General features: G+C 70.1%; 20 protein-coding genes. 8 read left to right on the top strand and 12 right to left on the bottom strand.

Annotation, left to right across the window (positions count from 1 at the left end; all coding sequences use genetic code 11):
• Window positions 1–26: 26 nt before the first annotated feature.
• The 5 genes from ABD932_RS25585 to ABD932_RS25565 all read right to left on the bottom strand — a co-directional run bounded on the left by ABD932_RS25585 (window position 27) and on the right by ABD932_RS25565 (window position 7,806).
• Window positions 27–3,263 (bottom strand): S8 family peptidase, encoded by a 3,237-nt coding sequence (locus ABD932_RS25585; protein WP_345016409.1) that lies wholly within the window; start codon window positions 3,261–3,263, stop codon window positions 27–29.
• A gap of 266 nt (window positions 3,264–3,529) precedes the next feature.
• The gene (locus ABD932_RS25580) at window positions 3,530–4,213 is read right to left on the bottom strand and encodes an ABC transporter ATP-binding protein (protein ID WP_250084866.1); all 684 of its coding nucleotides are present in this window, start codon (window positions 4,211–4,213) and stop codon (window positions 3,530–3,532) included.
• A 112-nt stretch (window positions 4,214–4,325) separates the two neighbouring features.
• Window positions 4,326–5,804: an ABC transporter permease gene (locus ABD932_RS25575; protein WP_345015850.1), complete on the bottom strand. Its 1,479-nt coding sequence runs from the start codon at window positions 5,802–5,804 to the stop codon at window positions 4,326–4,328.
• Window positions 5,805–5,976: 172 nt separating this feature from the next.
• Window positions 5,977–7,227, bottom strand: a complete 1,251-nt coding sequence (locus ABD932_RS25570) for a L,D-transpeptidase (RefSeq protein ID WP_345015849.1) — start codon at window positions 7,225–7,227, stop codon at window positions 5,977–5,979.
• Window positions 7,228–7,452: 225 nt separating this feature from the next.
• Entirely contained in the window at window positions 7,453–7,806 is a 354-nt protein-coding gene (locus tag ABD932_RS25565) for a hypothetical protein (protein ID WP_126394525.1), read from the bottom strand.
• A 161-nt stretch (window positions 7,807–7,967) separates the two neighbouring features.
• Between ABD932_RS25565 and ABD932_RS25560 the strand changes: the two genes are divergently transcribed.
• Together ABD932_RS25560 and ABD932_RS25555 are read left to right on the top strand one after the other, a co-directional pair.
• Window positions 7,968–8,264, top strand: coding sequence for a hypothetical protein (locus ABD932_RS25560; RefSeq protein WP_345016407.1), 297 nt, complete (start codon window positions 7,968–7,970; stop codon window positions 8,262–8,264).
• Between the two features lie 42 nt (window positions 8,265–8,306).
• Window positions 8,307–9,068, top strand: coding sequence for a hypothetical protein (locus ABD932_RS25555; RefSeq protein WP_345015848.1), 762 nt, complete (start codon window positions 8,307–8,309; stop codon window positions 9,066–9,068).
• Between the two features lie 66 nt (window positions 9,069–9,134).
• Here the strand turns inward: ABD932_RS25555 and hutH are convergent, their stop codons facing one another.
• The 3 genes from hutH to ABD932_RS25540 form a co-directional block, all read right to left on the bottom strand.
• A complete protein-coding gene (gene hutH / locus ABD932_RS25550; protein ID WP_345016405.1) occupies window positions 9,135–10,673 on the bottom strand; it encodes a histidine ammonia-lyase in 1,539 nt (512 codons plus the stop codon).
• Window positions 10,674–10,933: 260 nt separating this feature from the next.
• Window positions 10,934–12,082: a GGDEF domain-containing protein gene (locus tag ABD932_RS25545; protein WP_345015847.1), complete on the bottom strand. Its 1,149-nt coding sequence runs from the start codon at window positions 12,080–12,082 to the stop codon at window positions 10,934–10,936.
• 340 nt (window positions 12,083–12,422) lie between these two features.
• Window positions 12,423–13,241 (bottom strand): enoyl-CoA hydratase/isomerase family protein, encoded by an 819-nt coding sequence (locus ABD932_RS25540; protein WP_345015846.1) that lies wholly within the window; start codon window positions 13,239–13,241, stop codon window positions 12,423–12,425.
• A gap of 225 nt (window positions 13,242–13,466) precedes the next feature.
• Here ABD932_RS25540 and ABD932_RS25535 point away from each other — a divergent pair, with 225 nt between their 5' ends.
• Window positions 13,467–14,096, top strand: coding sequence for a hypothetical protein (locus ABD932_RS25535; protein ID WP_345015845.1), 630 nt, complete (start codon window positions 13,467–13,469; stop codon window positions 14,094–14,096).
• 101 nt (window positions 14,097–14,197) lie between these two features.
• Here the strand turns inward: ABD932_RS25535 and ABD932_RS25530 are convergent, their stop codons facing one another.
• Window positions 14,198–15,325, bottom strand: a complete 1,128-nt coding sequence (locus tag ABD932_RS25530) for an adenylate/guanylate cyclase domain-containing protein (protein ID WP_345015844.1) — start codon at window positions 15,323–15,325, stop codon at window positions 14,198–14,200.
• Between the two features lie 149 nt (window positions 15,326–15,474).
• Window positions 15,475–16,335, bottom strand: a complete 861-nt coding sequence (locus tag ABD932_RS25525) for a biotin--[acetyl-CoA-carboxylase] ligase (RefSeq protein WP_345015843.1) — start codon at window positions 16,333–16,335, stop codon at window positions 15,475–15,477.
• A gap of 110 nt (window positions 16,336–16,445) precedes the next feature.
• Between ABD932_RS25525 and ABD932_RS25520 the strand changes: the two genes are divergently transcribed.
• Together ABD932_RS25520 and ABD932_RS25515 are read left to right on the top strand one after the other, a co-directional pair.
• Window positions 16,446–18,068 carry an acyl-CoA carboxylase subunit beta gene (locus ABD932_RS25520; RefSeq protein WP_345015842.1) on the top strand — a complete coding sequence of 541 codons (1,623 nt, stop codon included), beginning with the start codon at window positions 16,446–16,448 and terminating at the stop codon, window positions 18,066–18,068.
• A 17-nt stretch (window positions 18,069–18,085) separates the two neighbouring features.
• Window positions 18,086–18,295, top strand: coding sequence for an acyl-CoA carboxylase epsilon subunit (locus ABD932_RS25515; RefSeq protein ID WP_345015841.1), 210 nt, complete (start codon window positions 18,086–18,088; stop codon window positions 18,293–18,295).
• A 182-nt stretch (window positions 18,296–18,477) separates the two neighbouring features.
• Here ABD932_RS25515 and ABD932_RS25510 read toward each other — a convergent pair whose 3' ends face one another.
• A complete protein-coding gene (locus tag ABD932_RS25510) occupies window positions 18,478–19,608 on the bottom strand; it encodes an SGNH/GDSL hydrolase family protein (protein WP_345015840.1) in 1,131 nt (376 codons plus the stop codon).
• Between the two features lie 131 nt (window positions 19,609–19,739).
• On the opposite strand from ABD932_RS25510, the gene mmpB reads away from it, so the two are divergent.
• Window positions 19,740–19,868 (top strand): morphogenic membrane protein MmpB, encoded by a 129-nt coding sequence (gene mmpB, locus ABD932_RS25505; protein ID WP_345015839.1) that lies wholly within the window; start codon window positions 19,740–19,742, stop codon window positions 19,866–19,868.
• Between the two features lie 46 nt (window positions 19,869–19,914).
• On the top strand, window positions 19,915–20,535 hold the full coding sequence (locus ABD932_RS25500; RefSeq protein WP_250084855.1) for a Maf family protein: 621 nt from the start codon (window positions 19,915–19,917) through the stop codon (window positions 20,533–20,535).
• Here the strand turns inward: ABD932_RS25500 and ABD932_RS25495 are convergent.
• Window positions 20,504–21,004, bottom strand: coding sequence for a hypothetical protein (locus tag ABD932_RS25495; RefSeq protein WP_345015838.1), 501 nt, complete (start codon window positions 21,002–21,004; stop codon window positions 20,504–20,506). The two genes, ABD932_RS25500 and ABD932_RS25495, sit on opposite strands and share 32 nt — an antisense overlap.
• A gap of 375 nt (window positions 21,005–21,379) precedes the next feature.
• Between ABD932_RS25495 and ABD932_RS25490 the strand changes: the two genes are divergently transcribed.
• On the top strand, window positions 21,380–23,152 hold the full coding sequence (locus tag ABD932_RS25490) for an acetyl/propionyl/methylcrotonyl-CoA carboxylase subunit alpha (RefSeq protein WP_345015837.1): 1,773 nt from the start codon (window positions 21,380–21,382) through the stop codon (window positions 23,150–23,152).
• The last annotated feature ends 41 nt before the right edge of the window (window positions 23,153–23,193 follow it).

Raw genomic sequence — 23,193 nt, 5'->3', positions numbered from 1 at the left:
TCAGGGCCTACTCGGCGCCCTACGGCCTACTTGCCGTAGTACGCGTTGTAGATCGAGACCGTCGACTTGTTGCCCTTCTTGTCGGCGACCTTGGCGTGGAAGGAGATGGCCTTCCCCTTCGCCGGGTTCTTCACCGTGATCTTGCCGTCCTTGACCTCGACCTTCTTCCAGGTCTGCCCGTAGTCGTACGACACGTACACGTGCAGCGACTTGAGGTTGCTGCCCGCGGCCGCACCCACGACGGTGACCGGGAAGGTCACCTTCCTGTCGGCCTCGACGCGGCTGTCCAGGCCGGTCTTGGCGTTGAAGCGGACCGTGGAGGCAGGGAGCTTGACCTGCTCGGCGGCCGACTTCTTGGAGCGGAAGGTCCAGCTCGCGTCGATCCGCGTGGACGCGGCCGCGACCTTGACGCTCCGCTTGACCGAGGTCGTCAGCTTGTACTCGGCGTCCCCGGCCGGGACCTTGAACGGCTCGCCGAACAGCGGGTCCTTGTTGGTGCCGATCTTGGTGCCGTTGCGGTACAGGTTCGTGGTCACCGCGGTGAAGTCCGACGACCCGGCGTGCTTGTTGGCGTCGGCGAACAGCGGCAGGTAGCCGTAGATCTCGTTGGCCTCGCGGAACAGACCGAATTCCTTGTTGATGTGCGGGCCGAAGACCGCCGTGTTGAAGGTCTTCGTGTAGCTCTGGCCGCCCTTGAAGGTCTGCGGCTCACCCAGCGTGTAGAACGTGTCGGTGATCGGGAAGCCGTCCGCGTCCTTGCCGGCGTACTGCTGGAAGTCGAAGGTCCACTTGATCTTGTCGGACGTCGACAGGTACACCGTCCGCGAACCGGGCAGCTTCTGCTCGATCGGCGTACCGAGCGCCGCGTCGTCGGGGAAGATGCCGAGGGGAAGCAGGGAGCCGGTCTTGTTCGGGGACGAGGCGCCGAGGTTGTTCTTCACCTTGGCGAGCTCGCCCGCCTTGAAGTGGCGGACCTTGTTGCCCTGGATCTTCTTGACCTTGGCGGTGGTGGCGACGTCGTACTCGGCGTCGGCGCCCTTGGTCCACTGGCCGTTCCAGGTCTGGATCAGACCGCTCGCGATCTCCGGACCCAGGTGCGCCATCCGCAGGTTGGCGAAGGAGTCGAGGCCGACCCCGACGCCGATGCCCGCCGCGTCGTAGAAGTAGTTGCTGGCGGCGAACGTCTGCTTGGCCTGCGCGTCCGGCACGGTGATGTCGGCGCTCTTGGTCGTACGGCCGTCGACCGTCACCGTGGTGTTCTTGGTGAGGCTCAGCTTCGGCTGGACCACCCAGTCGAGGCCGCCCTCCAGGTTCACCCAGTCCTTGGCGATCCAGGCGTCCAGCAGATACGTGCCCTTGGGCAGGCGCATCTTGGTGGTGCCGGACTCGGCGAGCGGCACCTGGAAGCTGCGGTCGGTCGCCAGGCCCGAGTAGCCGAGCAGGACGGTGTTGTACTCGGGGGCCGGCTTGCCGTCCTTGTCGATGTGCTTGACGGTGACGTCGTACGACTCCACCTCACGCTGCACCGCGGCGCCGGTACGGACGCTCTGCCCGCCGCCCGTCGCCGTCACATACGCGGAGTAGGCGCCGTCGAGCGTGCCGCCCAGCTTGGTGTTGACGGTGAAGTCGACGGAGGCCTTGCCGCCCGCCGGGACCGTCACCTTCGTCGCGCCGAGCTTGAAGAAGCCCGCGGGAGCCGCCTGGCCCTTGGGGTCGGTGGCGGTCGCGGAGAGCGTGAGCGTGACGTCCGCGGTGCCGAGGTTGCGGTACGTCAGCTCCTTGGTGACCGGCGTGTCGTCGGTGTGCGGCCAGGCCTGCGTGCCGAAGCTCACCGACACCGGGTCGGCGATCACGGTCTGCTTGATGGCCTTGTCGACCTGGATACGGCCCGAACCCTGCTGGAACGGCGTGTACTTGCCGCCCTTGGCGGAACCGGCCAGCGCGCCCTTGAGCTCGGCGTACGTCCAGTCCGGGTGCTGCTGCTTGAGGATCGCCGCCGCGCCCGCGACATGCGGGGTCGCCATGGACGTACCGGAAATGGTCAGGTAGCCGGCCGGCTTCTCGCCGACCTCCTGCTCGATGAGGCTGCCCTTGGCGGACGCGGCCGTGATGTCCACGCCCGGCGCGGTGACGTCCGGCTTGATGGCGCCGTCGCCGAGGCGCGGGCCGGTGCTGGAGAACGGGGCGAGGACGTCCTTGTCGTCGACGGCGCCGACGGTGAGCGCGGCCTCGGCGCTGCCCGGCGAACCGACCGACTCCGGGCCGGAGTTGCCCGCGGCGATCGCGAACAGGATGCCCTTCTCGGCGGACAGCTTGTTGACCGCCGCCTCCAGCGGGTCGATCTCCGGGGTGTCGCCGCCGCCCAGGCTCATGTTGACGACCTGGGCGCCCTGCTCGGCCGCCCACTCCATGCCGGCGAGGATGCCGGAGTCGTCGCCGAAGCCCTGGTCGTCGAGGACCTTGCCGTTGAGGATGTCGGCGCCGGGGGCCACACCCTTGAACTTGCCGCCGGACTTGGCGCCGGTGCCCGCCGCGATGGACGCGACGTGCGTGCCGTGGCCGACCTTGTCCTCGGCGGTGGCGGCCGGCGTGAAGTTCTTGGCCGCGATCACCTGGTCCTTGAGGTCCGGGTGGGTCGCGTCGACGCCGGTGTCCAGGACGGCGATCTTGACGCCCTTGCCGTCGTAGCCGGCCTCCCACGCCTTGGGGGCGCCGATCTGCGGCACGGACTTGTCGAGGCTGGCCTCGCGGACGCCGTCGAGCCAGACGTGTGCGATGCCGGAGGCGGTCTTGTCGCCGTTGGTGAGCGCGTCCCACAGTTCGGGCGTGTCCTGGTGCGGGGTCTGCACCGCGTCCGCGTTCAGGGACTTCAGGGTCCGGCGCAGGTTGCCCGCGTCCCGGACGTCCGCCTTGGCGCCGGCGGCGGCGCCCTTGTAGCCGACGATGACCTTCAGGCCCTTGGCCTGGGAGGCGCGGGTCTCGGACTTGGCCAGCTCGGTGATGTCGAACAGCCGCTGGTCGAGCTTGCCGGCGGCGACCAGGCGGACCGCGTCGGCCGGGATGGCGAGCGTGTGCCCGTCCACCTTGCGAATCTGTACGGGTATGTGCTGGCGCCCCTTCGCCCGCTCCAGGCCGACCACCCGGCCCTTGGAGTCGACGGAGATCCGGTCACCCGTGATCAGGGTGATGCGGTGGGGAGACGTGAACGAGGAAGCGGCGCCGGACGCGCGCTGCTCCGGTTCGGCCGACGCCGGGCTGGTCATTCCCGCGGCGAGGGCGACGGCGGCCGCTGTTGCCACAGAGGCCACGCCAACTCTTTTGACTTGTCTGCGCAAGTTTCCCCCTTGCAGAAGGTCCGGGCGAATTCCCGTTCACCCGGCCGGGGGAGGTCCCGTACGCATGCGCGTCACCCCCCGGAATACGCAGTATGCCGAGGGGTGATCAGGCTCCTCAATAGATGAGAGGAAGATGAGAAGCACACCTGCCGACTGTTACGCGACGGCGTGAACTCCGTTACAAAGTTGGTGGGTTACGCCCCCGCATTCTCCTTGACACTGATCCGCCCCTTGCGGATGGTCGCCAGTCGCGGGGCCTTTTTCGCGATCGCCGAGTCGTGGGTGACCATGATGAAGGTCAGCCCGAGTTCCTTCCACATGCGTTCGAGTACGTCCATGATCTCGTCGCGCATCGACTCGTCGAGATTTCCGGTGGGTTCGTCGGCCAGCAGCACCTTGGGCTGCTTGACGAGCGCGCGGGCGATGGCGACGCGCTGCTGCTGCCCGCCGGACATCTCGCTCGGCAGATGCCCGAGCCGCTCCCCCAGCCCGACCGACGTGAGCGCCTCGGCGGCCCGCTCGCGCCGCTCCTTCGGCTTGACGCCGAGGGGGACGAGGGCGGTCTCGACGTTCTCCTGTGCGGTGAGGGTGGGGATCAGGTTGAAGGACTGGAAGACGAAGCCGATGTTTTCGCTGCGCACCTTTGTGAGCCGCGTTTCGGAGAGCTTGGCCAGGTCGGTGCCGTCGAGCACGACTTCACCTGCGGTGGGCCGGTCCAGGGCGCCGAGCATCTGGAGGAGGGTCGACTTGCCGCCGCCGGTGGGGCCCTGGATGACGAGGCGGTCTCCGTCGGCGATGGTGAGGTCGACTCCGTCGAGGGCGTCGATGGATTCCTTGCCTCGGGTGTAGCGCTTGGTGACGTTTCTGAGTTCGTACATCGGGTTTGCTCCTGGGTGGGGTTCGGGGTGGTGCGAGTCGTTGCTCGGCTGCGGGTGGGTGGGGGCTGGTCGCGCAGTTCCCCGCGCCCCTGGGGGCGTTGCAGCCGGCCTACTACTCGACGCGCCTCAGCGCATCCGCCGGACGGAGCCGAGACGCCCGCCAGCCGCCGAACGCGCCGGCGATCAGGCCACCGGTCACCGCCAGGCCGACCGCGAGGGCAACTGTCGTAAGGCTGACCGGTGCCGTCAGCGCGACGTCGAGGGTGGTGGAAGCCGTCTGCCGTCCAGGACCGCCGCCCCCGAAGCCACCGCCACCCGGGCCGCCGCCCATCCCGCCGCCACCGCCGCCGCCCAACTGCGCCTGCAGCGTCGGGCTGATCGCCGTCACGACGTACGCACCCGCGAGACCCAGCGCAATACCCAGCGCCCCGCCGAGCAGCCCGTTGACGACCGCCTCACCGACCACCTGCCGAGTCACCCGCCCCGACTTCCACCCCAGCGCCTTCAGCGTGCCGAACTCCCGCACCCGCCGCGACACCGCCGACGACGTCAGCAGCCCCGCCACCAGGAACGCCGCCACCAGCACCGCGATGGACAGCCACTTGCCGACGCTGGTCGCCAGCGAGGACGCCGTGGACAGGGAGCCCGACACCGTGTCCGCGAGGTCGGCGGAGGTCGTCACCGTCGTACCGGAGATGTTCTTCTGGATGGCCGACTTGACGGAGTCGATCTGCTGGGAGTCGGTCGCCTTGACGTAGATCGTGGTGACCTTGTCCTTCGCGTCGGCGAGCGTCTGCGCCTGCTTCAGCGGGATGTAGAGGTTGGCGGCCGCGTCCCCGCTGTCGGGCGTGGCGATGCCGATCACCTTGAACTTGGTGCCCTTGACGGTGACGGTAGAGCCGACCTTGAGCTTCTTCTCCTTGGCGTACGACGTGTCGGCGACGACGACCTTGGCGTCGGTCTCCGACGTCTTGAACGTACGCCCGCTGGTGATCTTCGAGGAGGTCAGCGGACCGAGCGCCGGCTTGGTGACGTCGGTGCCGTAGACGGAGTAGTTGTTGACGTCGAAGTTGGCGCCGCCACCGCGCACTTCGCCCTGCGGCTGCCCGCTGCCGCCACCGCCCTGCCCGGGGCCACCGCCCTGCTGGCCCCCGCTGCTCTGGTCCTGCTGGAACTCACCCCGCGTGAACTCCCCGCTGACCTTGATGACCTGCAGGCTCAGCCCGCCCACGGCGTCCGAGACCCCGCTCTGCGAGCCGACCTTGGTCACGGTCGAGCCGGCCAGCGTCTGGAAGCCCTGGACCATGACGCGGTCGCTGGACTGCTCCTCGTCGGAGTCGCTGTCCCGCGCGTCGAACTCGAAGCGCGGCCGCTCGGAGCTGCTCGCGGCCGGTTCGGCGGCCTTGGTGACGGTCATGTCCGTGCCCAGGCCGTACAGGGACTGCAGGACCTTGTCCTGGGCCTTGCTCATGCCGGAGGACACGGAGGTGACCACGATGACCAGCGCGATGCCCAGCGCGAGTCCGGAGGCGACGACGAGGGCCGCCTTTCTGCGGCGGCGCAGCTCGCGCCTCAGGTAGGTGAAGAACATGCGCCGCAAGCTAGGGACGGCGCGTGATGAAGGGATAAGGCCGAAATAAGAGATGGATGAGAAGACTGAGACGCCCCCAGGAAACACCGATGCCGCCCCTGGGGGCGGCATCGGTCAGCTGTGAGGCAGCTGTAGGACTCCTACGCGCGGATGGGCGTCGGACGGCGGTACGTCAGACGGCCGAACCGGCCTTCCACTGCGCCCAGTCCATGTTCCAGCCGTTGAGGCCGTTGTCCGGCGCGATCGTCTTGTCGCCGGTGTTCTGGACGACCACGACGTCACCGACGATCGAGCTGTTGTAGAACCAGTAGCCCGCCGTGCCCTTGTCGTTGGCGCCCTTGGTGTCCGACAGACCCACACAGCCGTGGCTGGTGTTCACGCTGCCGAAGATGGACTTCGCGCCCCAGTAGTTGCCGTGGATGAAGGTGCCGGAGGTCGAGAGGCGGATGGCGTGCGGCACGTCCTTGATGTCGTACTCGCCCTTGCCGTCGTCGTCCGTGAAGCCCACGGTCGCGCCGTTCATGCGCGTCTCCTTGAACTTCTCGGACATCACCATGGTGCCCTCGTAGGTCTTGTTCTCCGGCGAACCGGCCGAGATCGGGATGGTCTTGATGGTCTTGCCGTCCTGCGTGACCTTCATCTGCTTGGTCTTCGCATCGACGTAGGAGACCTGGTTGCGGCCGATCTTGAAGGTGACCGTCTTCTCCTGGACGCCGTAGACGCCGTCGGAGCCCTCGACGCCGTCCAGGGCCATCTTCAGGGTGACGGTGGCGCCCTCCTGCCAGTAGTCCTCGGGCCGGCAGTCCATGCGCGTGTCGTTGAACCAGTGGCAGACGACTTCCTGGCCGCTGGTGGAGGAGACGGTGACGCCCTTCTGGACGGCCGCCTTGTTGCTGATCGCCTTGTCGAAGTTGATCGAGACAGGCATACCGACACCGACGGTGGAGCCGTCCTCGGGCGTGAAGTAGCCGAGGAAGCTGTTGTTCGGGGAGACGGTGGTGAAGGAGGCGTTCTCGTGGGCCTCCAGGCCCTTGGAGTCCTTCGCGGCCACCGCGACCTTGTAGGTCGTGGAGCGCTCCAGCTGGGCGCTCGGCTTCCAGCTGGTCTTGTCGGCGGATATCTCGCCCTCGACCGCGGCGCCCTCGGCGGTCGTCATCGACACCTCGGTGAGCGTGCCCTTGCTCACGGTGACGGCGGCCGAGTTGTTGATGGAGGCGTTGTCGGTGCCGTCCTCTGGCGTGATCTTGATCTGGGCCTCGGAGGTCTTCTTGGCCGCCGCCTCGTCGACCTTGGACTGCGAGGTGTCGCCGTCGCCGCTTCCGGAGGCGTTGTCATCGCCGCCGGAGCAGGCGGAGAGCACCAGGACACCGCCGAGCAGTGCGGACGCGACCGCGAGGCCCTTGCGCCGCTTACTGTTCGTCATCACACGCTTCTCCATAGTTCCCGAATCCCAAAAACCCCGAGAGTCCCCGTCAAGAATCTTCAACGCTACGACCGGTTCGTCCCGTTCCACATACCGGGTATGTGTGGGGCGCACCACGTCACATTCGCCGTGACGGATGATGCGGGTGTCGGCCAGTGCTCACCATGAGACGACGAAACCCCGGGCGGCGGTTGCCGCCCGGGGTCACGATTTCCCCAAGACGCCTCAGCCGACCCTGCTCGCCGCTTCGTCGTCGAAGTCCTCGTCGACATCATCGTCGTCGAAGTCCCACTCGGGCGAATCCGGGTCGTGCCCGATGCGCTCGCTGGACCAGGAGGCCTGCGCGAGCTCGATCCCCGGCACCTCGCTGACCAGGTCGAACGGATCAACGAGGTAGGCGAGAGCCTCCGCGGTGTCTTCCGTCACACTGCTCTCGGCGTGGGCCCGTTCGTCGGGCGGCATGGTGCTGTCGTCGGCGATGCGTCGCAGCGCGGCCCGAGTCAGTGCGTCCTCGTCGTCCACTTCCAGGACGACTTCCACGCGAAGCCGCACAAACCGTGATGATTCTGGATTGCTCATGCCCGGAGAGTACGGCTCGGTACGGCACTTTTCCCCCGTGACTTTCCCGTGACCCGCGACTTTCACTAACATCGCCCCACACGGCCAATTCGCCAGCACCACAAGGGGATCGATATTCCGTGTCCGCCGCTCACCGATCGTCGTCCACCGCACGCCGATCGCTGCTGACCGCCACCGCCGCGGGTGCCCTGCTGGGCGCCCTGTGGTTCGTGCCCTCCGCGAACGCGTCGGGCGACGAGCCGGCCAGAACGGAGCCTTCGGCGACCCCCACGGGGCAGACCGTCCAGCAGGCGCGGGCCGCTTCCGTGAGCTCCGGCGACACGACCGGCGACGGCACCCGGCTCGCCGACACCGGAAGCTTCGACACCACGCCGTACATCGTCGGCGGGACCGTCTCCCTCGCGCTGGGCGCGGGCTTCGTCGCCTACTCCGTGCGCCGCGAACGTCTCGGGTTTTGAAATCACTTGACGCTCTCTTCACCTGGGCTTCATAGTCCGCGCATGAAGAGATCATCGGGCGTGCGTGCAGCCGCCACGGTTGTTGTGAGCGCGCTGTCGCTCGCCCTTGTCACGGGTTGCGGCGGGGACTCCGGCGGTTCTGACGCGAAGGCGCTCAGCTCCGCCGAGTTGAAGAAGTTGATCATCGCCGAGGGCGATGTCGACGGGCACAAGGTCTCGAACGTCGAGGCCAAGAAGCTTCCGTCCGCGAAGAGCGCCATCACCGGCGACGAGCAGTGCAAGCCGCTCGTCTACGTCATCGGCGGCCTCGCCCCGGGCGACGCGGCCGCCGAGACGAGGACCGTGGCCACGGAGGAGAAGAAGCCCACGGACGCCGCCTCCAAGTCCCTGGAGGACCTGTCCGAGGGGGACATCGAGGACGCGCTCAACGAGTCGATGAGCGTCGACGTCACCGTGGTGGGGCTCTCGTCCTACGACGGCGGCGGCGCCGAGGAGGCGTTCAAGTCCGTCTCCGACGCGGTCGAGAAGTGCGCGGGCGGCTTCACCGCCGGCGAGAAGAGCGACGAGGGCAAGTTCACCAAGGTCACCGCCGAGAAGGGCGCGGGCGCCGGCGACGAGTCGGTGGCGTTCGCCCTGACCTCGGACCTGGAGGACGGTGACAGCGGCCAGGCGCACGCCGAGGTCGTCCGCCACGGGAACACCGTCGCGACGTACTACACGATGAACCTCGGCGCGTTGATGACCGGCAAGGCCTACACGGTCCCGGCCGCGGTGGTCGACGCCCAGGGCGCCAAACTGAAGTAACGACAGCAGGGCCCTGTCCGCCGTACGACACACACCTCTCGTATGACGGGCAGGGCCCCTTCCGTGTCAGTGAAGCGGGCCGGTGACCTTCTCCGTCGCCGCGACCAACTCCCCGCCGCGCACGAACGCGTCGGCCGCCGCGAGGTCGGGGGCCAGGAACCGGTCGGGCCCGGCGCCCCGGACTCCGGCGGACCGCGCGGCGTCGATGACCGCCCGCGAGGCCGGTGCCGGGGCGAGCCCCTCCCGCAGTTCGATGGCGCGGGTGGCGGCGTACAGCTCGACGGCGAGCACACGGGTGAGGTTGTCGACTGCGGTACGCAGCTTGCGCGCGGCCGACCAGCCCATGGAGACGTGGTCCTCCTGCATGGCGGAGGACGGAATCGAGTCGGCGGACGCGGGCACGGCCAGCCGCTTCAGCTCGCTGACCAGGGCGGCCTGGGTGTACTGGGCGATCATCAACCCGGAGTCGACCCCCGCGTCATCCGCCAGGAACGGCGGCAACCCGTGGCTGCGGTTCTTGTCGAGCAGCCGGTCGGTGCGCCGCTCGGCGATGGAGGCCAGGTCGGCGACGGCGATGGCGAGGAAGTCGAGCACGTAAGCGACCGGCGCCCCGTGGAAGTTGCCGTTGGACTCGACGCGCCCGTCGGGCAGCACGACCGGGTTGTCGACCGCCGAAGCCAGCTCCCGCTCCGCGACCAGCCGCGCATGCGCCATGGTGTCCCGCCCGGCACCGGCGACCTGCGGAGCACACCGCACCGAGTACGCGTCCTGCACGCGGGGCGCGTCGTCCTGGTGATGCCCGGTCAGCCCCGAACCCTTCAGCACGGCCAGCATGTTGGCGGCGGAGGCACCCTGGCCCGGATGCGGCCGAATGGCGTGCAACTCGGGCGCGAGGACCTTGTCCGTCCCGAGCAGGGCCTCCAGGCTGAGGGCGGCGGTGACATCGGCGGACTTGTACAGGGTGTCTAGGTCGGCGAGGGCCATGATCAGCATGCCGAGCATGCCGTCCGTGCCGTTGAGCAGGGCGAGCCCTTCCTTCTCCCGCAACTCGACGGCCGAGATGCCATGCGCGGCAAGCAGCTCACCGGCGGGCCGCACGACCCCGTCCGGCCCCTCGGCGTCGCCCTCCCCCATCAGCGTGAGGGCGCAGTGCGACAGGGGGGCCAGATCACCGGAGCAGCCGAGGGACCCGTACTCATGAACAACGGGCGTGATACCGGCGTTGAGCACATCGGCCATGGTCTGCGCGACCTCGGGCCGCACGCCCGTGCGCCCCGAGCAGACGGTCTTCAGCCGCAGGAACATCAGGGCCCGTACGACCTCCCGCTCCACGCGGGGTCCCATCCCCGCCGCGTGCGAGCGGACGATGTTGCGCTGCAACCGGGCCCGCAGCTCCTGGCTGATATGCCGGGTCGCCAGGGCACCGAAACCGGTGGAGACGCCGTACACGGGCTCGGGCTTGGCCGCCAGCGCGTCCACGATCTCGCGAGCGGCGCCCAGCGCCGCGACAGCCTCCACCGACAACTCGACCCGCGCCCCACCCCGCGCCACGGAGAGAACGTCGGACGCGGTGACCCCGGAGGTCCCCACCACCACAGTGTGCATATCCATATTCAGGAGCGTACGCACTGAAGACGAAGATGTCACTAGTGGGTGGGGGGTACACCCCTTACAACGCCGCACGGGCAAGGGCGCCAGCTGGGCGAGGACGACTCCTCGGCGCCGGCCCAGGCAAATTCAGCCCGTCCGGCGTTTGAGGACGAGGCCCGTTCAGGGCCGAAGCGGGGGTCTGGGGGCGGCAGCCCCCAGAGACGGGACGGGTAGGGGCGGCGGGGGCGAGAACACCCAAAGCCGCACCGGCGAGGTCACGGCACCCGCCCCCGGAACCGCCGCCGCTCCACAACCCCCTCCTCCGAAGGCTCCGCGTCAGCGAGCCGCACCACCGGATCGTCCGGCCCCTCCCGCCCCGCGACAACCGCCCTGTCCGCCCGCACCGCCTTCGCCCGGTACTGCGCCGCATCGGCAAGCCGGAACAACCGCCGCGCGGACCGAACGGGCCCCACCGCATCCCCGGTCGACGCCACCCCGCACGCGACCCCCTCACCGAGCTCCAACTCACCGGCCCGACGGCACAGTTCATCGGCGGCCTTCACCACATCATCGGCAGGCGACCCGACAACGAGCAGACAGAACTCGTCCCCCCCGAGCCGCGCGGCCAGCGCACCGGGCAACATCGCCCCGCACAGCGACAACACCGACCCGAACCGCTCCAACAGCCGGTCCCCCACGGCATGCCCCCGCGTGTCGTTGACCCGCTTGAGCCCATTGAGGTCACACACCACGAGACTGACGACGACACCCTCACGACGATGCCGCTCGACGGCCTCCTCCAACCGCACATCCACCGCACGCCGATTGGCGAGCCCGGTGAGCGCGTCGGTGAACGCCAGCCGCCGGGCCTCCTCCAGCCGCTCGCTCTGCGCGATCCCGGCGGCCACGACGGACGCCAGCACAGTGGCGAAGTCGGCGTCCCCCCGGTCGAAGACGGGCGCACCGGCGGAACGGGCGACGTACAGCTCCCCCCAGGCCCGCCCGTTCAGCACGATCGGCGCGACGACACAGCACCCCCGCCCACGCCGCCGTAGCGCGGCGACCCGCTGATGGCAGTACCCGGGTTGACCGGCGGCGGGACCGTCGGCCGTCTCCACCCAGGCGTTGGGCTCACCACCGGAGGCCCACCGCTCGTGCAGGAACTCGGTGATCTCCGGAAACTGATGCACGGGATAGGCCTCGTCGCCGGGAAACTCCTCCTCCCCCTGCGCCCGGTCCCCCACGTTCACGAGCACCCGCAACCGCCCGAGCTCCCGCTCCCACACCGACAACGCGGCAAAGCTGCCGGCCAACGCCCGACACGCCCCGAGCGCCGCCGCCCGCCAGGACTCACGCGGCGTGTGCGCCGCCGCCATCCCCTGCGCCAGCGCCACCACGGCCGCGAGCCGTCTGTCCTCACCCATCACTCCAGGCTAGGAGGTTTAGGGCGAACTGGGACATTGATACGGCGCTGGAGTGACGGGCAAGCCCACGGAAGCCGACGCGAACGCTCACCCACGGCCCGCCGAAGAAGTACGACATCGCACCGACCACCCGGACGGCCGGAACGCGCACCATCGACCCGGACCCGCACCCGCACCCGCACTCGGGCCGCTGCCACTGCCGCCGGGCACGATGACAGCCTCACGGAGGCCACCCGCGCCACGACACCTCCGGGGGCACGCCGCCCGCTTTCGCCCTGCCCCTCGCGGCGGCCGGGCCGGCCGCCGAACTCCCGTGTCCGCCCAGGTGGGGGCAGCTCCCCTACTCCCCCGGCCACTCCGGCTTCCGCTTCTCGTTGAACGCCGCCACCCCCTCGGCCCGGTCCCCCGAGAACGCCACCGCCCGCCACGCCGCGTCCTCGACCTCCAGCCCGGCCCGCAGATCCAGCCCCTGCCCCAACCGCAACGCCCGCTTGGCGGCCCGCAGCCCGACCGGCGAGTTCGCCGCGATCCGAGCACCGAGGGCGAGCGCCTCCTCCCGGTCCCGCCCCTCCTCCACCAGCTGATCCACCAACCCCAGCTCCCGAGCCTCGGCGGCCTCGACCCGCCGTGCCGTGAAGATCAGCTCCGCCGCCCGAGCGGCCCCCACTCGCCGCGGCAGCAACTGCGTCCCCCCGCCCCCGGGGATGACTCCGACCGACACCTCGGGCAGCCCCACCACAGCCGTCCGGTCGGCCACGATCACATCGCAGGCCAAGGCCAGCTCGAAGCCACCCCCCAGTGCGAAGCCATGCACCGCCGCGATCGTCGGCACGGGCAACTCCAGCACCCCGGTGTACGCCCCCCGCGCCACCGGCCGCTGCCGGACCAGCTCCGCGTCACTGAAGGAGTTCCGCTCCTTCAGATCCGCCCCGACGCAGAACGCCCGCTCATGGGTGGAGGTCAGCACCACCACCCGTACGTCACGGTCCGCACCCAGCGCCGTACACGCCCCCGCGATCGAACGGGCCATCTCCGTCGAGACGGCGTTCATGGCCTTCGGCCGGTCGAGGACGAGCTCGGCGACAGGCCCGACGGCCCCGTCTCCCCCGTCGCCGTGTCGGCGCACCAGCACGAACTCCCCGTACCGCTCCTCACTCATGACACCCTCCGGTTAACGCGGGTTAACAACTCTCGCCCCGATCATCGCAGCCGGGCCCCGCCGGGAAAAGGCCCACCACGAGCGACTCCGCAACGGTGCCGAGCCGAGGCCCGACACCCCGTTCGAGTGACATCCCGCCCAACTCCCGCCCTACCGCCTACGACAGCGCATAGCGTGCGCGAACCACGGCGCATTGGGGGCGCGAGCGTGTTGGGAGGGGTTGTGATGGGTGGTACGGCGGAAGGGCCGCACGCGAGAGAGACGGCGCGGGAAGCCGAGGCGCCGAAGGCGTCGCCGCTCTTCGGCCCTCGGGGCCGCCATCGCCGCCCGCGTCCCCGCAAGGTCCTTCTGGCCGCGGGAGGCCTCGCCCTGGCGGCCGGCGCCCTGAGCCTCGTACGCCCGACGCCGGACTCCCACGTCACCGGCCTCGGCACCACGGAGACCGACCCGACCCCGGACCTGGCGATCGGCGACACGGACACGGACGGCTCGGCCGACACAGCCGCCACGCTCCCGACGACCACCCCGAATCCAAGCCCGTCGGCCACCTCGGCCATGGGCGGCCTGGGCGCGACACCGACCACGGGCACGATCGTCGTACCGACCACGAACGCCAAGGCGACGCCGCTGCCTGGCGGCCGAGGCCCCACGACGGGCGACGCCGCGCCGTTCACCCCCACACCCCACCCACCGACGCCGCCGACCCAGGCACCGCACCCAGCCCCCACCACGACGCCCGCACCCAGCCAGACCGCCCCGAATCCCCCAGCCCCACAACCGGATCGGCCGGACGACGGCAATGTGTGCGTCCCGGTCATCGGCCTCTGTGTGGACCCCCTGACCACCACCGACTGACGTTCAGGGGCGCGTGGCTGTATCGATATGCGGCTTCGCCGCGTGGCGCGCCCAGCCACAACGCACCCGCAGCCGACCATCCACAGTCAGCCCCACGGCGCTCAGTCCGCCGTCGACGCCCTCCGCGTCAAGAGCCACGGCTCGATCACGCCCAACCCCCGCACAGGCCGCTGCCACATCGGCTGCAACGCAAACCGGTACACCGGCGGCTCCTCCCCCTCCTTCTCCGCAGCGGCAGCGGCCTCCGCGGCCTCCGCCTCGGAGACCGGCGCTTCACCCGTTCGGACGAGCTCCTCCGCGAACGCGCTGTCGACGAGCACGGCGTCCCGCGGAGCTATCGACGTCAGCCGGGAGGCAAGGTTCACGGTCGTACCGAAGACATCGCCCATCCGGGTGGTCACCGTGCCGAACGCGATGCCGACCCGCAGCTCGGGCATCGTCTCGTCGCCCGCCATCGTCTCGATGAGCCGCAGGGCGATCTCCGCGGCGACACCCGCGTCGTCGGCCGCGTACAGGACCTCGTCGCCCAGGGTCTTGACCAGCCGCCCTCCGCGCGCGGCGACCAGGTCGGCCGCGGTGGTCTCGAAGGCCTCGACGAGTTCGCCGAGTTCCTCCTCCTCCATGCGGCGGGTCAGCCGCGTGAAGCCGACCAGGTCGGCGAAGCCCACGGCGAGGCGCCGGTCGACCATCTCCTCGTCGTCGGCGGCCTGGATGACCCGGCCGGCCGAGGCGGCGAGCTGGCGCCGCCAGACGTAGACGAGGAACTCCTCCAGCTCGGGCAGGAGCAGTTCGATGATCGGGTACGTCACCTCGGTGCGCGTCATGCCCGGCTCGGGCGGCTCGGTCAGCCCCTCCAGGAAGGAGTCGATCTGCCATTCGGCGAGCCGCGCGGTGGTCTGTCCGGTGGACCGGGCCACCTGCACGGCCATGGCCTCGCTGAGCAGCCCCGCCTCGACGAGACCGGCGAGACGCCTGAGCGCCAGTACGTCGGCCTCGGTCAGCGCCTTGGCCTGCCCGATGTCGGCGAACCCCATGGCCCGCCAGAACCGGGACGCCAGTTCCATGGAGACACCGGCGCTACGGGCCGCCTGAAACGGGGTGTAGCGCCGCTCTGCGCCGAGGATGAGGCCTTCGAGGCGCAGGGCGAGCGGATCCTCGCCGGGGTCGGCGGCGTGGGGGTCCACCCGGCCGTCCGCGCCCGTGCCGGAGCCCGAATCGTCGACGGTCACGCCTGCTGCCCTTCCGATCTGCCGCGGTCAGTAATCGACCGGCCTTCACTGTACGGCAGGTGTGGGCCACCTCACTCCGTAAGGGAAGACCGACGGTGACCTACCGGCGCTGGTGAGATGACCGGCGTCTTCGTGGTGGTCGACGCACGTCACGCCGGCCGCAGGTGCACGATGTCCCCCGCCCCCACGGGCTCCTGCACGCCCTCGCCCGTGGCCAGCACCAGCCGCCCGTCACCGTCGATCGCGACCGCCTCCCCGGTGATCGCCCGCTCCCCCGGCAACTCGGCCCGCACCACCCTCCCCAGGGTCGCGCACCCCGCCGCGTACGTCTCCTGCAGCCCGCTCACCACCGGATCCCCCACCGCGGCCCGCCACCGCCCGTACCACTCCTCCAGCGACCGCAGCACCGCCCGCAGCAGCGGATCGCGGTCCGTGCTCACCGCCCCGGCAAGCACCAGCGACCCCGCCTGGGGCACCGGCAGCTCGTCCTCACGCAGGGTGACATTGATGCCGACCCCGATGACCACTCCGAAGCTCCCGGCCCGCTCCGCGAGGATCCCGCCGGCCTTGCGCTCCTCGCCGCCGACGGTCACCAGCAGGTCGTTCGGCCACTTGAGTGCCGTGTCGACGCCCGCCGACCGCGACAGCCCCGTCGCCACGGCGACGCCCGTGAGCAGCGGCAGCCACCCCCACCGGGCCACCGGCACCTCGGCGGGGTTCAGCAGCACCGAGAAGAACAGCCCCGAGCGGGCCGGTGCCGTCCACTGCCGGTCCAGGCGTCCCTTTCCGGCCGTCTGCTCCTCGGCGACCAGGACCGCGCCCTCGCCCGCCTTGCCCTCGGTCGCGAGGTCCACCAGGTCGGTGTTGGTGGAGCCGGTGGCCTGCACCACCTCCACGTCGCGCCAGAGCCCGCCCTCCCGCACGAGCCCGCGCCGCAGCGCGGCGGCGTTCAGCGGCGGACGGTCCAGATCGGACCAACGGCTGTCATCTGATGCATCTCGCGGCGTCATGCAAGCCACCCTAGGTGTGGTAAACGCCGCACTGCTGATTCGTAGGCACCCCACTACGCTACGGATGAGTAACCGTCCCCCCTTTTGAGCAGGCAGGGAGCGCCATCCCGATGTCCGAGCCGGAAGAGCGTCACGAGATCCAAGAGCCCCAAGGGATCGACATCCACACCACCGCGGGCAAGCTCGCGGATCTCCAGCGCCGTATCGAGGAAGCGACGCACGCCGGCTCCGCTCGCGCCGTCGAAAAGCAGCACGCCAAGGGCAAGTTGACGGCCCGTGAGCGCATCGAGCTCCTTCTCGACGAGGACTCCTTCGTCGAGCTCGACGAGTTCGCCCGGCACCGCTCCACCAACTTCGGGCTGGAGAAGAACCGCCCGTACGGCGACGGTGTCGTCACCGGGTACGGCACGGTCGACGGCCGCCCCGTCGCCGTGTTCTCCCAGGACTTCACCGTCTTCGGCGGTGCGCTGGGCGAGGTCTACGGCCAGAAGATCGTCAAGGTCATGGACTTCGCGCTGAAGACCGGCTGTCCGGTCATCGGCATCAACGACTCCGGCGGCGCCCGCATCCAGGAGGGCGTGGCCTCGCTGGGCGCCTACGGCGAGATCTTCCGCCGCAACACGCACGCGTCCGGGGTCGTCCCGCAGATCAGCCTGGTCGTCGGCCCGTGTGCGGGAGGTGCGGTCTACTCCCCGGCCATCACCGACTTCACGATCATGGTCGACCAGACCTCGCACATGTTCATCACCGGCCCGGACGTCATCAAGACGGTCACCGGCGAGGACGTCGGCTTCGAGGAGCTGGGCGGCGCCCGCACCCACAACTCCGCCTCCGGCGTGGCCCATCACATGGCCGGGGACGAGAAGGACGCCATCGAGTACGTCAAGCAGCTGCTGTCGTACCTGCCGTCCAACAACCTGTCCGAGCCCCCGGCGTTCCCGGAGGAGGCGGACCTCGCGATCAACGACGAGGATCGCGAGCTGGACACGATCGTGCCGGACAGCGCGAACCAGCCGTACGACATGCACACGGTGATCGAACACATCCTGGACGATGCCGAGTTCTTCGAGACGCAGCCGCTGTTCGCGCCGAACATCCTCACCGGCTTCGGCCGGGTCGAGGGCCGCCCGGTCGGCATCGTCGCCAACCAGCCGATGCAGTTCGCCGGCTGCCTCGACATCCAGGCCAGCGAGAAGGCCGCCCGCTTCGTGCGCACCTGCGACGCCTTCAACGTCCCGGTCATCACCTTCGTCGACGTCCCCGGTTTCCTCCCGGGCGTCGACCAGGAGCACGACGGCATCATCCGCCGCGGCGCCAAGCTGATCTACGCCTACGCCGAGGCGACGGTGCCGCTGATCACGGTCATCACCCGCAAGGCCTTCGGCGGCGCCTACGACGTCATGGGCTCCAAGCACCTCGGCGCCGACCTCAACCTCGCCTGGCCGACCGCCCAGATCGCCGTCATGGGCGCCCAGGGCGCGGTCAACATCCTGCACCGGCGCACGATCGCCGAGGCGGAGGCCAACGGGGAGGATCTGGAGGCGGTGCGGGCCCGGCTGATCCAGGAGTACGAGGACACCCTCCTCAACCCCTACATCGCGGCCGAGCGCGGCTACATCGACTCGGTGATCATGCCGTCCGACACCCGCCGTCATGTCGTACGCGGCCTGCGTCAGCTGCGTACCAAGCGGGAATCACTGCCTCCGAAGAAGCACGGCAACATCCCCCTCTAGGCCTGCTGGGAGCCGTCATGAACATCAAGGTCGTACGGGGCAACCCGACACCGGAGGAGCTGGCCGCCGCACTGGCGGTGGTCCGCGCCCGCGCCGCGGCGGCGGCAGCCACGCCGCCCGGCGCACCCAAGCCGCGGGACGGGTGGTCGGACCCGTCCCGCATCGCAGCACACCGCCTGCCGCAGCCGGGCCCGGCGACCTGGGCCCGTACCTACTGGCCTGGCTAGGGCCTGTCGTTCGGATCAGGTCGGCTAAGAGAGACTGCGCCCTTCAGCCGACCCGAGCGGGGCCTGGTGCGTGCAGCTGCAAGGCGGAGGAGGGCGGCGACGCGGAGCGTCGGCAACCGACGACAACGCGGCAGATGTGCGTGCCAGGCCCCGCGACGCCGGCATGATCCGAACGACAGGCCCTAAAGGTGCGTTGACACGACTTCGGCCATCACCTCGTACCCGGCATCGTTCGGGTGCAGGTGATCGCCGAAGTCGTACGACGGGTGCAGGCGGTCGGGGTCCGCGGGGTCGGCCAGCGCCCGGTTGAGGTCCACCACCGCGTCGTACTCCCCCGAGCAGCGGATCCACTCGTTCAGCTCGTGACTCACCTTGGCCGCATGCTCACCCCAGTGGTCCGAGCCCCCGAACGGCAGCAGGGTCGCCCCGATCACCCTCAACCCGGCCGCCCTGCCCTGCCGTATCAACTCCCGGTGCCCGGCGACGAGTTCCTCCGCCTCCACCACCGGCGCCGGCTTGTAGGTCGGCTGCTCGTCGGTCTCGCTGAAGCCGATGTCGTTGAGGCCGAGCAGCACGACGAGCGTGTCCACCCCGGCCTGGTCGAGGACGTCCCGGCGCAACCGGCCCACGCCCCGCTCTCCGTACCAAGCGGAGTCGTTGAGCAGCAGGTTCCCGCCGATACCCGCGTTCAGAACCGGCCGTCCCGTCCGCCGGGCGAGCACGTCCGACCAGCGCCGGTCCGCATCCGGTGTCGACCCGAACCCGTCCGTGATCGAGTCGCCGAAGAGGGCGACGGCGTCCGCGCGGCCGGAGTCGACCTCCACGGCCGTCAGGAAGTACCAGGACTCGGTCATCGCGTCGAAGCCCTCACCGCCGGTGTCCGCGGACAGGTCGCCCTCGCCCCGGTAGCCGGTGGTGAAGGCCTGCGCGTGGAAGGTCGCGGGGCCGGTCGTGGCGTCGAAGTACAGGGTCACGGTCACCGACTCCCCGGCGGCGACGGCGAGCGGGACGTCGTCGCTGACGATCTCCCCGCGCGGGGGTATCCGGGCCTCGCCGGCACCCCCGAAGGTGAGCCGCGTGAGCGACCCCGGCTCCACGCCGGCCCCGGCGGCCGTACGCCCCACGCTCGCCCCCGCGACCCGCACGGGCGAGGTGCCGTACGCGTGCGAGAGCCGCACCCGCACCCGGCCACCCCCCGCCGACAGCCGTACGACCTGCCGCAGCGACTGGCGCCAGAAGCCCTCGCGGGACCAGTTGGGCGTGAAGCCCTCGCTGGGCGGCTGAGGTGACGCGGTCCAGGAAGCGGTGAACATGACGCATCCTCCAGACATCCATCAAACGGGACCGAGGTCCCTTTAGTTAATGGAACGCTAGCACCGTTTGGAGAAAAGTTGAGTACGCGTACTCAGGCGCCGCCGCGCCCCCCCGACCGACGATGGAAGGCATGCTGTGGTCCGACCCCGAGAACGAGCCGCCCGAGGAACTGCGCGAGATGCAGGAGATGTTGCGGCGGCTGGGCGTTCTCATGGCGCTGGCCATGGTGCTGACGATGATCGTGCTCGGAGTGTGGTGAGTCCGGTCGCGGTGAGTCCGGCCGGGCCCGCCGATACGCTGACCGCATGACTGATCAGCCGCGCCGCCGACTCGTCCTCGCCTCCCAGTCCCCCGCCCGCCTCAACCTGCTCCGCCAGGCAGGGCTGGACCCCGAGGTCATCGTGAGCGGCGTCGACGAGGACGCCGTCACCGCGCCCACCCCCGCCGACCTGGCGCTGGCCCTGGCCGAGGCGAAGGCCTCCGTCGTGGCCGCGAAGCCGGAGGTCAAGGGCGCGATCGTGATCGGCTGCGACTCGGTCCTCGACCTGGACGGCGAGGCCCTGGGCAAGCCGGCCGACGCCGAGGAGGCCACGGCCCGCTGGAAGTCGATGCGCGGCCGGGCGGGCACGCTGCAGACCGGCCACTGCGTCTACGACACCGCCACCGGGCGGTACACGTCCGCCACCGCCTCCACGGTCGTCCGCTTCGGCGAGCCGACCGACGAGGAGATCGCGGCGTACGTGGCCTCCGGCGAACCGCTCTACGTCGCCGGGGCGTTCACCCTCGACGGCCGCTCGGCCCCGTTCATCGACGGGATCGACGGCGACCACGGCAACGTGATCGGCATCAGCCTGCCGCTGGTGCGGAGGCTGCTCGGCCAACTGGGCATCGGCATCACGGAGTTGTGGGCGCCGGCGGAGGGGTGACCGGGGCGCCCCCGGCCGGGGAGCCGTCGCCGCCCTTGTCCCCGTCGGGAACGGCGTCGGCGGGCTCCTCAGGGGTGCTCCGGGCGTCGTACGTCATGAGCAGCAGCACTATGAGGCCGAGGACGACCATCATGAACACGAACGCCGTCCAGCCCACCAGCCCCCAGCTGAAGGCGCCCAGCAGCCCGTGCACCACGGCCGCGCTGATCAGCAGGACGCGGCCGAGGCCGGCCGGGGCGCGGTTGCGCAGGCCCACGAGCAGGGCGACCAGGCCGCACAGCGCGAAGTAGGCACCGAAGACCAGGCCGCCGATCTTCGAGGACAGCGACATCACGTCCGGGTCCAGACCGGCCAGGGACATGTCCTGGCTGTCCACGACGTTCCCGAGGAGCCAGTTCAGCCCCGCGATGCCGAGCGCCTCGACGAAGAGCACGAGTGCCAACACCCACGCCAACGGCCTGCGCACCACCGGCCCCCACCCACTTTCGACTGCCGTCCGAGCCTGACGCCTGTTACTACAAGTACGTTCGAGGCACCGCGAACGCTACTAACGGGTAAACCCCGGGACAAGGGTTCGAGCAGGGGCAAAGAATCATTGGGCCATTCGTAGGGATTCCACAAAGAAACCAAGTGGCCCGCAGCACGTGATGACAGAGACCTTGACCACAGCGGAGGGCTAGGGTTTTCCGGGAGAGACCTGCGTGCCGAGGCGCGACATGGGATTTCGCAGGTTGAGCAAGCCCGGAATCACGCTCCGTGTGGGCAAGCTCACCACCGGGGACGGGTCGATGTGGCGTGTCGGCAGTCCCTAAACTCGGCTTGTTTCAAGGAGGGAGCCTCAATCGTGCGCAAGGTGCTCATCGCCAACCGTGGCGAAATCGCTGTCCGCGTGGCCCGGGCCTGCCGGGACGCCGGGATCGCGAGCGTGGCCGTCTACGCGGACCCGGACCGGGACGCATTGCATGTCCGCGCCGCGGATGAGGCGTTCGCCCTGGGCGGTGACACCCCGGCCACCAGTTACCTGGACATCGACAAGGTCCTCAAGGCCGCCCGGGAGTCCGGCGCGGACGCCATCCATCCCGGCTACGGCTTCCTGTCCGAGAACGCCGACTTCGCCCAGGCCGTCCTGGACGCCGGCCTGATCTGGATCGGCCCGCCGCCGCAGGCCATCCGCGACCTCGGCGACAAGGTGGCGGCCCGTCACATCGCCCAGCGCGCGGGTGCCCCGCTCGTGGCGGGTACCCCGGACCCGGTCTCCGGCGCCGACGAGGTCGTCGCGTTCGCCGAACAGCACGGCCTGCCCATCGCGATCAAGGCCGCCTTCGGTGGTGGCGGACGCGGCCTGAAGGTCGCCCGCACCCTCGAAGAGGTGCCCGAGCTGTACGAGTCCGCGGTGCGCGAGGCGGTCGCCGCGTTCGGGCGCGGGGAGTGCTTCGTCGAGCGTTACCTCGACAAGCCCCGCCACGTCGAGACCCAGTGCCTCGCCGACCGGCACGGCAACGTGGTCGTGGTGTCGACGCGTGACTGCTCGCTGCAGCGCCGCCACCAGAAGCTCGTGGAGGAGGCCCCCGCGCCGTTCCTCTCCGACGAGCAGGTCGCCGAGCTGTACTCGTCCTCCAAGGCCATCCTCAAGGAGGCCGGCTACGTCGGTGCCGGCACCGTCGAGTTCCTGGTCGGCCTGGACGGCACGATCTCCTTCCTGGAGGTCAACACCCGTCTCCAGGTGGAGCACCCGGTCACCGAGGAGGTCGCCGGCATCGACCTCGTCCGCGAGATGTTCCGTATCGCCGACGGCGAGGAGCTCGGCTACGACGACCCGGAGCTGCGCGGCCATTCCTTCGAGTTCCGCATCAACGGCGAGGACCCCGGCCGCAACTTCCTGCCGGCCCCCGGCACCGTCACCACCTTCGACCCGCCCACCGGCCCCGGTGTCCGCCTGGACGCGGGCGTCGAGTCCGGATCGGTGATCGGCCCGGCCTGGGACTCCCTGCTGGCCAAGCTGATCGTCACCGGCGCCACCCGCGAGCAGGCCCTGCAGCGCGCGGCCCGGGCGCTGGCCGAGTTCCAGGTCGAGGGCATGGCCACCGCCATCCCGTTCCACCGCGCGGTGGTCACCGACCCGGCGTTCGCCCCCGAACTCACCGGCAGCGAGAACCCCTTCACGGTCCACACCCGCTGGATCGAGACCGAGTTCGTCAACGAGATCAAGCCCTTCGCGGCCCCCGCCGACACCGAGACGGACGAGGACCCGGACCGCGAGACGATCGTCGTCGAGGTCGGTGGCAAGCGCCTGGAGGTCTCCCTCCCGTCCTCGCTCGGCATGTCGCTGGCCCGCACCGGCCTCGCGGCCGGCGCCAAGCCCAAGCGGCGCGCGGCGAAGAAGTCCGGCCCCGCGGCCTCCGGCGACACCCTCGCCTCCCCGATGCAGGGCACCATCGTCAAGGTGGCCGTCGAGGAGGGCCAGGAGGTCAAGGAAGGCGACCTGATCGTCGTCCTCGAGGCGATGAAGATGGAACAGCCCCTGAACGCCCACAAGTCCGGCACCATCAAGGGCCTGTCCGCCGAGGTCGGCGGCTCCCTCACCTCCGGCGCCGCGATCTGCGAGATCAAGGACTGACCGTACGACGACTTCCGTACGACATCCCGGGGCGCCCGGCG

It is taken from the genome of Streptomyces shaanxiensis (assembly GCF_039537145.1).
GTDB classification, from domain to species: domain Bacteria; phylum Actinomycetota; class Actinomycetes; order Streptomycetales; family Streptomycetaceae; genus Streptomyces; species Streptomyces shaanxiensis.
Note: the sequence above shows the minus strand (reverse complement) of the source record. Positions and strands in the feature narration are given on the sequence as shown.